At 71.9% G+C, this 12,544-nt stretch carries 10 protein-coding genes; 4 read left to right on the top strand and 6 right to left on the bottom strand.

Annotated features, from left to right (window positions below):
- The first annotated feature begins 157 nt into the window (after positions 1-157).
- Positions 158-1,630 carry an FAD-binding oxidoreductase gene (locus VYL96_RS14945; RefSeq protein WP_131885125.1) on the top strand — a complete coding sequence of 491 codons (1,473 nt, stop codon included), beginning with the start codon at positions 158-160 and terminating at the stop codon, positions 1,628-1,630.
- Positions 1,631-1,704: 74 nt separating this feature from the next.
- A complete protein-coding gene (locus VYL96_RS14940) occupies positions 1,705-2,979 on the top strand; it encodes a class I SAM-dependent methyltransferase (RefSeq protein WP_131885192.1) in 1,275 nt (424 codons plus the stop codon).
- Between the two features lie 65 nt (positions 2,980-3,044).
- On the opposite strand, the gene VYL96_RS14935 is transcribed toward VYL96_RS14940, so the two are convergent.
- The 3 genes from VYL96_RS14935 to VYL96_RS14925 form a co-directional block, all read right to left on the bottom strand.
- Positions 3,045-3,911 carry an anti-sigma factor gene (locus VYL96_RS14935; protein WP_131885124.1) on the bottom strand — a complete coding sequence of 289 codons (867 nt, stop codon included), beginning with the start codon at positions 3,909-3,911 and terminating at the stop codon, positions 3,045-3,047.
- Positions 3,908-4,489 (bottom strand): ECF RNA polymerase sigma factor SigK, encoded by a 582-nt coding sequence (gene sigK / locus VYL96_RS14930; protein WP_131885123.1) that lies wholly within the window; start codon positions 4,487-4,489, stop codon positions 3,908-3,910. Before sigK ends, VYL96_RS14935 begins: the two co-directional genes overlap by 4 nt.
- A 98-nt stretch (positions 4,490-4,587) precedes the next feature.
- Positions 4,588-6,228 carry a molybdopterin-dependent oxidoreductase gene (locus tag VYL96_RS14925; protein WP_131885122.1) on the bottom strand — a complete coding sequence of 547 codons (1,641 nt, stop codon included), beginning with the start codon at positions 6,226-6,228 and terminating at the stop codon, positions 4,588-4,590.
- Positions 6,229-6,378: 150 nt separating this feature from the next.
- Between VYL96_RS14925 and VYL96_RS14920 the strand changes: the two genes are divergently transcribed.
- Positions 6,379-7,056, top strand: a complete 678-nt coding sequence (locus VYL96_RS14920) for a fasciclin domain-containing protein (protein ID WP_131885121.1) — start codon at positions 6,379-6,381, stop codon at positions 7,054-7,056.
- 149 nt (positions 7,057-7,205) lie between these two features.
- On the opposite strand, the gene VYL96_RS14915 is transcribed toward VYL96_RS14920, so the two are convergent.
- From VYL96_RS14915 to VYL96_RS14905, 3 genes are read right to left on the bottom strand one after another with little or no spacing between them, the layout of a single operon-like run.
- Complete coding sequence (locus tag VYL96_RS14915; protein WP_131885120.1) at positions 7,206-9,023, bottom strand: acyl-CoA dehydrogenase; 1,818 nt, start codon at positions 9,021-9,023, stop codon at positions 7,206-7,208.
- Between the two features lie 10 nt (positions 9,024-9,033).
- Entirely contained in the window at positions 9,034-9,948 is a 915-nt protein-coding gene (locus tag VYL96_RS14910) for an SDR family NAD(P)-dependent oxidoreductase (protein WP_131885119.1), read from the bottom strand.
- An 18-nt stretch (positions 9,949-9,966) separates the two neighbouring features.
- Positions 9,967-11,898, bottom strand: a complete 1,932-nt coding sequence (locus tag VYL96_RS14905) for a penicillin-binding transpeptidase domain-containing protein (protein WP_131885118.1) — start codon at positions 11,896-11,898, stop codon at positions 9,967-9,969.
- A gap of 83 nt (positions 11,899-11,981) precedes the next feature.
- Here VYL96_RS14905 and VYL96_RS14900 point away from each other — a divergent pair, with 83 nt between their 5' ends.
- Positions 11,982-12,482, top strand: a complete 501-nt coding sequence (locus tag VYL96_RS14900; protein WP_061228548.1) for a DUF4112 domain-containing protein — start codon at positions 11,982-11,984, stop codon at positions 12,480-12,482.
- The last annotated feature ends 62 nt before the right edge of the window (positions 12,483-12,544 follow it).

The raw sequence follows: 12,544 nt of genomic DNA, 5'->3' as shown, positions 1-12,544 counted from the left end.
CGTGAACGAGATGGGTTTGGGGGGTCGCGGGCGGCTGCCGCGAGCGGTTCGGATGCGTCTTAGGCCCGCCCGGGTGGAAGCCTGCGGCCTCGCCGGCGCCGTCCGCCCGCCACCCGATAGTCGGCGGGGGCCACCGAGCGCTACTAAGGTGTGACTCATGGGAACCGCCGTGAGTCTCGCCGAACCACTTGTCGTCGGTACCGAAAGCCACGCGCGCGGCGTGCAGCGACTCGTCGACAGCTTCCGGGCCGTGCCCGCCCACGAGCCCGTCCGGCTGGCCAAGTCCACGTCCAACCTCTTCCGCCCGCGCGCCTCGTCGTCGTCGCCCGGTCTCGACACCACCGGCCTCACGCGCGTCGTCTCCGTGGATCCCGACGCCCGCACCGCCGACGTCCAGGGGATGTGCACCTACGAGGACCTCGTCGACGCCACCCTGGCGTACGGCCTGATGCCCTACGTCGTGCCGCAGCTCAAGACCATCACCCTCGGCGGCGCCGTGACCGGCCTGGGCATCGAGTCCACCTCGTTCCGCCTGGGCCTGCCGCACGAGTCCGTGCTCGAGATGGACATCCTCACCGGCACCGGTGAGATCGTCACCGCCCGCCCCGGCGGCACCGATCGCGAACGCGCGCTCTTCCGTGGCTTCCCCAACTCCTACGGCTCCCTCGGGTACGCGGTGCGGCTGCGCATCGCCCTCGAACCGGTCAGCCGGTTCGTGGAGCTGCGGCACGTGCGGTTCGACTCCCTCGCCGCGCTCGAGTCGGCGTTGGCGCGGGTCAGTGAGTCGGGGACGTACGACGACGAGGAGGTCGACTTCCTCGACGGGATCGTCTTCTCGGCCGACGAGTCCTACCTCTGTCTGGGGCGGCGCACCGACGAGCCCGGGCCCGTCTCGGACTACTCGGGTGTGGCCGACAAGCAGGCGATCTACTACCGCTCCGTCCAACACGGGGGTCCCGCCGGATCCGTGCGGCGCGACCGCCTGACGACCCGCGACTACCTGTGGCGGTGGGACACCGACTGGTTCTGGTGCTCCCGCGCGTTCGGGGTGCAGAACCCGAGGGTCCGCCGGTTCTGGCCGCAGCAGCTGCTGCGCTCCTCGGCGTACTGGAAGATCATCGGCCTCGACCACAAGTACGACCTCGGCAACAAGATCGGCGCCCTCAAGGGCGAGGGGCCGCGCGAGCGCGTGGTGCAGGACGTCGAGGTGACCCTCGACCACACCGCCGAGTTCCTCGACTGGTTCCTGCGTGAGGTGCCCATCGAACCCCTGTGGATCTGCCCGCTGCGGCTTCGGGAGTCCACCCCGGCGCCGGGCCTGGACGGCGAGCCGGCGTCCGACCGTCCGTGGCCGCTGTACCCCCTGGCCGCCGACACCACCTACGTCAACATCGGTTTCTGGTCGTCGGCGCCGATCGAGCCCGGGATGGCCGAGGGCGCGTGGAACCGGCGCATCGAGGAGGAGGTGTCCCGGCTCGGCGGTCACAAGTCGCTGTACTCGGAGGTCTTCTACTCCCGTGAGGAGTTCGCCCAACTCTACGGCGGCGACCACGCGGGCCGGCTCAAGACGCAATTCGATCCCGAGGGCCGGTTCGCGACCCTCTACGAGAAGGCGGTGGGTGCACGGTGACCACGACGAGCGCGGGGACCGCGGAGCCCGCGGGCGCGGCGGGTGCAGCGGGTGCAGCGGGTGCAGCGGGCAGGATGACGATCGGCGAGATCATCGCAGCCTTCGCCACCGGTGAGCCGCCGCTGCGGATCGAGGCGTACGACGGGTCCGCGATCGGCCCGGCGGACAGCCGACTGGTGCTACGCCTGAAGAGTGAGAAGGCGCTGCAGTACTTCGTCACCGCCCCCGGCGACCTCGGCCTGGCCCGTGCCTACCTCATGGGCGAGCTGGAGATCGACGGCGTGCACCCCGGGGCGCCCCACGACGTGTTCGGCGCGCTCGAGGTGTTCCGCAAGCACATGACCCGTACACCCGACGCCAGGACACTGGCGCGGATAGCCCGGTCCGTGGGCACGGAGAACGTCCGGTTCCTGCCTACTCCGCCGATGGAGGTCAAGCCCGCGTGGAAGCGCGTCCTGTCCGGGATGCGGCGGCACTCCAAGGAGCGGGACTCCGAGGTGGTCAGTTACCACTACGACGTGTCGAACCGCTTCTACGAGTGGATCCTCGGACCGTCCATGACGTACACGTGCGCCTGCTACCCGGACGCCGACGCGTCGCTCGAGGCGGCGCAGGAGAACAAGTACCGGCTGGTGTTCGACAAGCTCGGGCTCAAGGCGGGGGACCGGCTGCTCGACGTGGGCTGCGGTTGGGGCGGCATGGTCCGCTACGCCGCACGCCGCGGCGTGAAGGTGATCGGTGTGACCCTGTCCAAGGAGCAGGTCGAGTGGGGCCGCGCCGCCATCGAGGCCGAGGGGCTGGGCGACCTTGCCGAGGTCCGGCTGCAGGACTACCGCGACGTGCCCGAGCGAGACTTCGACGCCGTGAGCTCGATCGGCATCACCGAGCACATCGGCCGGAAGAACTACCCCGACTACTTCGCCAAGTTGCACGGATATCTCAAGCCGGGTGGGCGGCTGCTCAACCACTGCATCACCCGGCCGGACAACGTCGGCAAGGTCAAGGCCGGGCAGTTCATCGACCGCTACATCTTCCCCGACGGCGAGCTCGCCGGGGCCGGCACCGTGCACCTCGAGGCGGAGAACGCCGGATTCGAGGTGGTGCACGAGGAGAACCTGCGCCAGCACTACGCGTTCACCCTCCGCGACTGGTGCACCAATCTCGTCCGACACTGGGACGAGGCGGTCGAGGAGGTCGGCGAGCCCATGGCCAAGCTGTGGGGCCTGTACATGGGGGCCTGCCAGTACGGGTTCGAGCACAACAAGATCCAGCTGCACCAGATCCTCGCCGTGCGCCCGGACGAGCGCCAGACCTGGGACGTGCCGCTGCGGCAATGGTGGCAGGCCTGAGCGACTGACCCCCGGCGAGAGGGTGAGCCGGCGGGCCGACTATGCGGCCCGGCGACTACGCCGGGTCACTGGAGGTCGAGCGCGAGCAGGACCTGACCGGTCGGCGCCGGCGAACCACCCGCGGGCTCCTCGGTGATGCCGATCTGCTCTGAGTCACGGATGCCGTCGATCCGGGCCGAGGGCGACGGGCCGACCTCACCGGACTCCATGGTTCCCGCGGAGATGGGCTCGTGATCGCCCATGAGCCACAGCTGGTAGGCGCGGCCCTCCGGCGGGGCGGGGAGGTCCGTCATCGAGATGACGGCCATGTCCGCCGACTTCGACGCCAGCACGGTGGCGGTTCCGGTCCCGCCGACCTGGCCGCGGACCACCGCGAGATCCTCGGCCGCCAACAGCGAGGTGACCTGAGGCGGCATCGTCCCCGAGGGGGGCGCGGCGGTGGGTAGGTTCTCAGGCCCGGTCCCGTCGGTGAGGCGACCGATCATCACACCACCGACCAGCAGCACCACGGCGGCCGCGGCGACCGCGAGGAACGTCAGTAAACCGGGCCGTCGGCGCTCGCGTTCGCGCCTCAGGTCGATGACGTCCGCACCCCCGTCGGCGTCCCGCCCGGAGCCGCGGCGGTCGCCCGGACCGACGGGACCGGTGGTGCCGGACGGCGAGGAGACCGCCGCCAACTCGAGGATCCGCTCCCGCAGCTGCGGCGGCGGCGCGGTGTCGAGTCCGGCGTCCGCGACGAGGGCCGCGACGACCTCACGTGTCGACGCGATGTGCGCCAACATCGATGACCGGTCCTCGGGGGCGGCGCTGACCAGTGCGGCCTCGACGGCATCGGCCTCGTGTTCGGGCAGTGCGTCCAGCGCGTAGAGGTCGAGGTCCTCGGGGCGGACGCTGTCAGGGGTCGACGGGTGATCGTGGTGACGAACGCTCATGACAGCTCACCTCCCAGGCAGTTCTTCAGGCGACGGAGTCCGTCGCGGATTCTCGATTTGACGGTGGGTAACGCGGTGCCCAGTCTCTCGGCGACCTCACGGTAGGTGTGGCCGGAGAAGTACGCCATCTCGATGGACTCGCGCTGGTTGTCGGTCAGCGTCTCCAGGCACCTGCGCACCTCGGCGGCCTCCTCGCCGCGGGAGATCTGCTCCGTGACCTGTTCGGCGACATCGCCTCCGTGGATGGTGCCGGTGGCGGCGTCGACCTCGTCACGTCGTGCAGCCGAACTCTCGGAACGGACGCGGTCGACGGCCCGGCGGTGTGTGATGGTCAGCACCCAGGACTGGACGGACCCCAGCGAGGGCCGGTAGTCGGCAGCCTGCTTCCAGACCTGCAGGAACACCTCCTGCGCCGTCTCCTCGGCGTACCCCGGGTCGCGTAGGACCCGCAGGGCGAGCCCGTAGACGCGTGGGGCCATGAGGTCGTAGAAACGACCGAAGGCCTGGAGATCACCGGACGCGGCCAACTCGAGCAGGCTCCCCGGGTCGGTCAGCGGCGGGGAGGCTGGCTCGGACACGGCGACCAGTCTAGTGCCAGCCGGCTCGTGACCGCGCGACGGCGGCGCGGGTGGTCGACCCGGTGGCCGCGCCGACGGTCTGCGGGTGACCTGGAGGGTCATGCCGCCACCACCCGGAACGTGCGGTTGTGCCAGCCGGTGGCGCCGCTGGGTACGGGATCCCTGCGCTCCTCAGACTGGACCTCACCGGTCGAGTCGGTGGCCCGGACGTGCAGGGTGTGCAGGCCCGGTTCGGCGTCCCAGACCCACGACCACATGCGCCACGTGTCCACCGAGTACTCGTCCGCCAGTCGGGCGTCCTGCCACGGCCCGTCGTCGACCCTCACCTCCACCCGGTCGATGCCGCGGCGCTGCGCCCACGCGGTCCCGGCGACGACCGTCGGTCCGGGCGGCAACTCCGCCAGCGGGGCGGGACGGTCGATACGGCTCGCGGTGCGGATCGGGCCGGGCTCCGCCCAGCCGCGGTCGGTCCAGTACGCGCTGGCCCGGTCGAAGCGGGTGACCTCCCAGTCCACGACCCACTTGGTGGCCGAGACGTACCCGTACAGGCCGGGGACCACCTGGCGGACGGGGTAGCCGTGCTCGAACGGCAGCGGCTCGCCGTTCATCCCCACTGCCAGCAGGGCGTCGCGGCCGTCCGTCAGAGCCTCGAGTGGCGTCCCGGCCGTCCAGCCGTCGACCGACGTCGACAGCAGCATGTCGGCCTCGGGCAACGGACCCGCCTCGGCGAGCAGGTCGGCGATGGGGAACCCGGTCCAGGTCGCGGTACCCACCAGGTCCCCGCCGACCTCGTTCGACACGCAGGTCAGGGTCACGATTCGATCGCGGGCCTCGCGGTCCACGAGCGTCTGCCAGTCGAGCTCGATCTCCCGCTCGACCATCCCGTGAACCCGCAGCCGCCACTCGGTGGTGCTCAGGGACAGCACGCGAAGGGCGGTGTCGATGCGGTAGAACTCGGCGTTGTCGGTGAGGAACGGTGTCACGCCCGGCGCGTCGGGCACGACGCCCGGCGGAACCGGGGCGGCCGCGTTGCGGGCGAGTACCCGCGGCAGTCGCAGACCGGTGCGTTCGGCGACCGCGTCGGCGGCCCGGCGGGTCAGCGCGATGCCCGTGGTGCCGGCGGCGGCGATCACGGCGACAGCGGACCCGGCCAGAACGAGGAAGCGTCGGCGGTCGGGTGCGGGCCGGTCGCCCAGCCGCGCTCCGGGCTGCGGCGTCGGCGCCGACGGTGGCGTCGACGCGGGCGGCCCCGCCTCCGAGGAGGTGGCTGCGGACGGTCGGGACCCGGCCTCTGCCGTGAACAGGGTCCCGATGAGGGCTCGGAGCGCCACGACGGCGACGACCACGCCGAGCAGGGTCGGTACGGCCCACAGCGGCCCGGCAGACGGGCGGGCCAGCGCCGCCACCATGCCGACGAGGCCGAAGACGACCAGGACGGCGCTCCCGGCGGGGCGACGCGGACGCTCGACGAGGCCCGCCACCACGCCCGTGACGAGGAGGATGGCCGCCAGGCCGAGCATCAGCGCGGGCTTGTCCGCGGTGCCGAGCGCGTCGATCGTCACCTCGCGCACGGCCGCCGGTGCGCGGTCGACCACGGAGTCGGCGACCGCGAGGAATGGGGACGAGCCCGGGGCGACGAATCCCGCCATGGCGTGCCCCACCGCGACGGCGAGGCCGGTGGCGAGGAGGCCCGAGGCGGCCCGAGCGACCGCCCTGGGTCGTTGCTCTGTGCTGTCCATGCCAGGAGTTCGGAGCCGGGGTCCCGGTGGACCGGTACGAAACAAATTCCCTACGGCACCCATCCGGACCGGATGGCCCGCCGAAGCACTGGTGACCCACTGCACAGAGGCCCGCCAACTCGGCGGGGCCCTACCGAAAGGAAACGCACCATGGGCATCACGATCTCCCGGCGCGTCGCGTCGATCGCCGCGGCCGCCGCGGTCTCCGGTCTCGTCCTCGCCGGCTGCTCGAGCGACGAGGGAAGCGATACGGAGAACACCGCCGAGGGCACCGCCACCTCGGTCATGACCACCACGTCGGCGAGCGAGACCTCCACCATGGAGTCGGAGCCTGCCGGCATGCTCGTCGGCGCGGGCTGCGCGGACTACGCCGAGGCCAACCCGGAGGGCCCGGGCTCGGTCGAGGGTATGGCAATGGAGCCCGTCGCCACCGCCGCCTCCAACAACCCCATGCTCACCACGCTCACCTCGGCCGTCTCGGGCGGCGTCAATCCGGAGGTCGATCTCGTCGACACCCTGAACAGCGGCGAGTACACCGTGTTCGCCCCGATCGATGACGCCTTCGCGCAGATCGACGAGGCCACGATGCAGTCGCTGCAGACCGACGCCGACCTGCTCACCGGCATCCTGACCTACCACGTGGTGGAAGGTCAGGCCGCGCCCGATCAGGTCGTCGGCGAGCACACCACTCTCAACGGTGCGCAGCTCGAGGTCACCGGCTCGGGTGACGAGCTCATGGTCAACGGCGCCGGCGTCGTCTGCGGCGGCGTCCAGACCGAGAACGCCACCGTCTACCTCATCGACCAGGTGCTCATGCCCGAGGAGTGAGCAGACCGGCGTCCGGTGCCCTGAACACCTGACGCCACCTGCGGCAGGTGCCCTGAACACCCCGCCGAGGGCATCAGTGGGAGCCCTGAACTCCCACGCAACGCGACCCGGGCCCGGGCCGACGCCACGTCGGTCCGGGCCCAGTCGCGTCAGAACCAGTCGTCGCGCATGTCCAGCGTCGTGCGGTCGCCGGCGGCCAGCAGGTCGAACTTGGCGTCGACGATCGGCAGCTCGCGGCGCAGGAAGTACTCGGCCGCCTTGAGCTTGCCGGCGGCGAAGGCGTCGGCGCCGGCACCGCCCGCCACCCGGTCACCCAGCGCGAGCAGCTGCTCGATCCAGATCCACGCGATCACCACGTGGCCGGTCGCCTCGAGGTACTCGGTGGCGTCGGCGAGGAACGCCTCCGGGTCGGTCGCGCCGACCTCAGCGAGCGAAGTGGTGACCTCGATGAGCCGGGTGACGCGCGGGCGCAGCAGCGAGGCCAGCTCGGCGACGACCCCACCGGCCGCGGCCGCCCGATCGCAGCTCTGGGTGATCCGCCCGGTGAGCGCTGTCAGTCCGGCGCCGCCGCCGGCGAGGACCTTCCGGCCGAGCAGGTCCTGCCCCTGGATGCCGTGGGTGCCCTCGTGGATCGGGTTGAGGCGGTTGTCGCGGTAGTGCTGTTCGACGTCGTAGTCGATCGTGTACCCGGCCCCGCCGAGCACCTGCACCGCCAGCTCGTTGGCCTTGAGGCACCACTGTGACGGCCACGATTTGGCGATCGGGGTGAGGACGTCCAGAAGCGTCTTCGCGGCCATCGACTCCTCCGGCGAGCCCGTCTTCTCGTCGTCGACCAGTCTCGCGCAGAACAGGCACAGCGCCAGCGCGCCCTCCACGTACGACTTCTGGGCGAGCAGCATCCGCCGCACGTCCGTGTGACGGGTGAGCATCACCTGCGGCGTCGACGGATCGGCGCCGGCGGGCCGGCCCTGGGGCCGGTTGCGCGCGTAGTCCAGCGACTTGAGGTAGCCGGTGTAGCCGATCGCGGTGGCACCCAGGCCCACGCCGAGCCGGGCCTCGTTCATCATGGTGAACATCTTCTTGAGGCCGGTGTTCTCCTCGCCCACGAGGTACCCGACCGCGCCCGGCCGCCCGCCGGGGGTGTGTATGCCCTGCCCGAGGGTGGGCATGGTGTTGACCGTGCCGCGGAAGCCCATCTTGTGGTTGAGGCCGGTGATGACGATGTCGTTGCGCTCACCGAGCGAGCCGTCGTCGTCGACGAGGTACTTGGGCACGATGAACAGGCTGATGCCGCGGGTGCCGGCGGGGGAGCCGGGCACCTTGGCCAGGACGAGGTGGACGATGTTCTCGGCCATCTGGTGCTCGCCGCCGGAGATCCACATCTTCTGGCCGAACAGGCGGTAGGTACCGTCGGGCTGCGGCTCGGCGCGGGTGGTGATGTCGGCGAGGTTGGAGCCGGCGTGCGGCTCGGACAGGCACATCGTGCCCGTGTACCGGCCTTGGATCATCGGCTCGACGTACGTCCGGATCTGCTCGTCGGAGCCGTGTGCGAGCAGCAGGTTGGCGTTGCCGGTGGTGAGCAGCGGATAGGCGGCCGTGGAGATGTTGGCCGCGTAGAACCAGGCCATGCACGCCAGGTACGCGGTGTAGGGCAGTTGCATGCCGCCGACCCGCTCGTCCATCGCCGCGCCCACGAGGTCGGCCTCGGCGAACTTCGCCAGCGCCTCGCCGATCTCGGGGATGAGCTCGACCTCCTCGCCCACGAGGCGGGGCTCGGTGAGGTCGGCCTTGCGGAAGTGGGGCGCGAAGTACGTCTCGGCGAGCTCGGCCGACAGGTCCAGCACGGCGTCGATCGTGTCGCGGGAGTGGTCGGTGTAGCGCTCGCGCCCGGTCAGCTCGGACACCCGCAGCCAGTCGTGCAGGAGGAAGTCGAGGTCGGCGCGGGACAGGAGGTGGGAGGGGGTCATGCTCCGCAGGTTACTCGCGGGTGGCGCGAGCGAACTTCCGACCCATCTCGGTCATCGTCTTCTCGTAGGCGGCGGGCATCAGCCGCTTGCCGCGGTAGGAGCGCCGCGCCTCGGGGTCGGGGAGGATGAGGAACTGCTTGGCGTCCAGGCCCGTCATCACCTCGGAGGCGATCTCGTCGGCGCCCCGCTCGGAGCGGTCGATGAGCTTGCTCGCGAACCCGCTGGCGGCGGGGTCGGAGGCGTTGAGACTGGAGGCGAGGTTGGTGCGGAAGAAGGACGGGCACAGCACCGACACGTCCACGCCGAACGGCTCGAGCTCCCACCGCAGGCTCTCGGAGATCGCCACGACCGCCGCCTTGACCGCCGTGTAGGAGGACATGGTGGGCGGGTGGACGAGGCCGGCGAGAGAAGCGGTGTTGACGAGGTGACCGCTGCCCTGCGCCTTGAGCATCGGGACGAAGGTGCGGCATCCGCGCGCGACGCCGAGCAGGTTGATGTCGACGATCTGCCGCCAGTCGTCCTCGGTGAGCATCTCGATGCGGCCGCCCTGGGCGATACCGGCGTTGTTGACGAGCACGTCCAGGCCGCCCCAGATCTGCTCGACCTCGGCGCGTGCGGCCTGCCACTCGTCCTCCGAGCGCACGTCGAGCCGGAGGTAGTGGGCGTCGGCGGGCACGGAGTCGGGGCGGTCGTCGGTGGGGGCGAGGTCGGCGATGATCACCCGGTCGCCGCGCTCGAGGAACGCCGTCGCCAGGGCCAGACCGAGGCCGGAGGCGCCGCCGGTGACGAGGACGCGGCGGTGGGTGTCGGCGGGGGAGGGGGACGACGACGAGAAGGGCAGTCGATCGAGTCCGGGCAGCGGCAGGGCGGACAGGGAGACCGCGGGCAGGGGGAGGGCGGGGAGGGGGACCTTGGGAAGGCGCATGGGCCGAAACTACCCGTTTCAGCGTGCCGACAGCGGAGCCGGTTGCCCTGCGGCGCCGAGGAAGTCGGCGGCCATCTCCACCGCGGGGGCCGAGGAGTCGGCGCCCTCGATGAGCACGGCCACGGCGATGTCGCCTGTCGAGCCGACGAACCAGCCGTGCGACGGGCCGCTGCCGACCTCGGCGGTGCCGGTCTTGCCGCCCAGGCCGGGGACCGCTCGGGCGGCGGTCGCGGTGCCGGACTGCACGGTCTGCACCATGTACCGGCGCAGGGTGTCCACGACGGCCGGGGGCAGTGGCTCGGGCGAGGCGGCGGCCACCGCGGGCATTCCCGCGACGACCTGCGGCAGGATCATCCGCCCACCGTTCGCGACCGAGGCCTGCATGACGGCCAGGCCGAAGGGGCTGGCCAGGACCTCGCCCTGCCCGATCGACGCTTCGACACGCGCCGGGCCGCGCTCGGTGACGGGCACCGAGCCGGTGAACCACGACGAGCTCATCCCCGGGCCGGAGAACCCGACGCCCAGGCCCAGCTGCGCGGCCGTGTCCTTCATGGCGGTCGGCTCGAGCCGGTCGCTGATGACGGCCTGGCTCGTGTTGCAGGAGCGGGCGAAGGCGGTCTCCAGGGGCACCGGGCCCAGGTTGAAGTCGTCGTCGTTGGGGATCGTGCGGCCCGAGACGGTGATCGAGGCCGGGCACGGCACGATCTCGTCGGGACCGACGGCGCCGGACTGCAACGCGGCGGCCGTGGTGACCACCTTGAACGTGGAGCCGGGCGGGAAGCGGCCCTCGAGCGACACGGGCCCCTGCTGGTCGGCGGCGGAGTTCTGCGCCACGGCCAGGATCCCGCCGGTCGAGGGCTGGATCGCGACGATCGACGCCGCCAGCCCGGTGCCGGCCACCGCGTCCGTCGCGGCCTGCTGCACGGATATCTGGACGGTGGAGACGAGGTCCTCGACCTCCCCGACCGGCGCGCTGCCGAGCTCGATCGGTTCGACGCCCGGGTTGACGATCTCTGCACGCCACCCGCCCTCGGCCTGCAGCGCCGCGAGCCACGCGTCGGGCAGTCCGTCCAGCACCGGGGAGCGGAGCTCGCGGTCGGTGCGGATCAGCTGGCCCTGTTCGGGCAGGCTCACGCCGGGGACCGCGGCGAGTCGCTCGCGGATCGGGTCGATGTCGCTGGGCCGCAGCGCGACCACCTGGTACGGCTGGTCGCCGGCCTGCGCCATGCCGTCGCGGATCGACTGCCCGGTGATGGTCGGGGCGGCCGCGCTCACCAGGGCCGCGACCGCGTCGGCGCTCCCGGCGGCGTCGGGGGCGAGCGTCACCGCCGTGACCGGAGTCCATTGCAGCAGCGGCGCGCCCGTCCGGTCGAGGACGGACGTGTCGTAGTCGAGGATTTCGGAGAACGCCAGGTAGCCACCCGGTTCGAGACGGGTGTCGAGGATAGTCGGCGCCCACTTTACCTTCCACTGGTCGTCCACCTTGGTCGTGGCGGCCTCACCCGTGGTCGTGGCCACGCGCGGGGCGGGCGACGGCTCACCGCCCCCGCCGGCCGGGTCGGCGCCGCCCTCGTCGTCGTCACCCTCACCCCCGCCGCCTCCGGCGACGCCCATGTCCCACGTGATCTCCACGGGCACGGGGTCCTTGTCGGGGCGCCGGTCCCCCTCGGGCGTGTCGATCGTCAGGGTCGGCGTGAACCCCATCGACTCGATGTTCGCGGCGAGCGTCTCCTCCGCGGCGGCCGGGTCGGTGGTCATCGCGGCCGCCCCGGCGACGTCGCCGGCCTCGAGCGCGGAGAGGAACTGCTGGAGCTCGTCGGAGCCGGTGTCCCCGGTCAGCGCCGCGCAGCCGGTTCCCCCGAGGGCCACGGTCAGCACGGCGGCGACCACACCGGAGGCGGTGCGGCCGCGCCGACGGCGGGTCGTGCGGAAGGCGGGCGCGGTCGTCATCTCTCCACGAAACCAGATTCCGGCCGCGTCCGCCCGTCGTGTGGTCGGCGCCGCCGCCGGTCCGCCACGTACCCTCGGGCCACATGAGCGACAGCCGCCCCGCGCGGGCACCCGCCGACCGTCCGGGCGCCTCGCCGGTGACCGCCGGCCTCGCGCGAGTCCTCGACGACCTCGTCCGGGTGCCGGGCACCAACTACCGCGTGGGGCTGGACCCGGTGATCGGCCTCGTGCCGGTGGTGGGTGACGCGGTGGGCACGGTGGTCGCCGCGGCCGTGTTCGCCGAGGCCGTGCGCAATCGCATCCCCGTCCACCTGCTGTTCCGCATGGGGTGGAACTACCTGGTCGACGCCGCGCTCGGCGTGGTGCCCCTCGTCGGCGACGTCGCCGACGTCGCGCACAAGGCCACCTCCAAGAACCTTCGGCTGGTGGACCGCGCCATCGCCGAGGGGCGCCGCGTGGACACCGACGCCCGCGGCTACCTGCTGCGGGCGATCGGCGCCGTGGGGCTCATCCTGCTGGTGCTCCTCGGCCTGGTGGGCCTGGCGCTGTGGGGACTGCTCAGGCTCATCGGCCTGGTGTTCTGACCCGCGCCGCGCCGACGGGGAACGCCCCCGGGAGGCCAGTCCTCCCGGGGGCGTGTCGTCGC

It is taken from the genome of Dietzia maris, assembly GCF_036287335.1.
GTDB lineage: Bacteria > Actinomycetota > Actinomycetes > Mycobacteriales > Mycobacteriaceae > Dietzia > Dietzia cinnamea.
This window is presented reverse-complemented; position numbering and strand designations above follow the sequence as displayed.

Excerpts from the sequence above, each read along its gene's own strand:
- VYL96_RS14935 (WP_131885124.1), bottom strand. The coding sequence starts at position 3,911 with ATGAGCGTTCGTCACCACGATCACCCGTCGACCCCTGACAGCGTCCGC.
- VYL96_RS14900 (WP_061228548.1), top strand. The coding sequence starts at position 11,982 with ATGAGCGACAGCCGCCCCGCGCGGGCACCCGCCGACCGTCCGGGCGCC.
- VYL96_RS14940 (WP_131885192.1), top strand. The coding sequence starts at position 1,705 with ATGACGATCGGCGAGATCATCGCAGCCTTCGCCACCGGTGAGCCGCCG.
- VYL96_RS14925 (WP_131885122.1), bottom strand. The coding sequence starts at position 6,228 with ATGGACAGCACAGAGCAACGACCCAGGGCGGTCGCTCGGGCCGCCTCG.
- VYL96_RS14910 (WP_131885119.1), bottom strand. The coding sequence starts at position 9,948 with ATGCGCCTTCCCAAGGTCCCCCTCCCCGCCCTCCCCCTGCCCGCGGTC.
- VYL96_RS14945 (WP_131885125.1), top strand. The coding sequence starts at position 158 with ATGGGAACCGCCGTGAGTCTCGCCGAACCACTTGTCGTCGGTACCGAA.
- VYL96_RS14915 (WP_131885120.1), bottom strand. The coding sequence starts at position 9,023 with ATGACCCCCTCCCACCTCCTGTCCCGCGCCGACCTCGACTTCCTCCTG.
- VYL96_RS14905 (WP_131885118.1), bottom strand. The coding sequence starts at position 11,898 with ATGACGACCGCGCCCGCCTTCCGCACGACCCGCCGTCGGCGCGGCCGC.
- VYL96_RS14920 (WP_131885121.1), top strand. The coding sequence starts at position 6,379 with ATGGGCATCACGATCTCCCGGCGCGTCGCGTCGATCGCCGCGGCCGCC.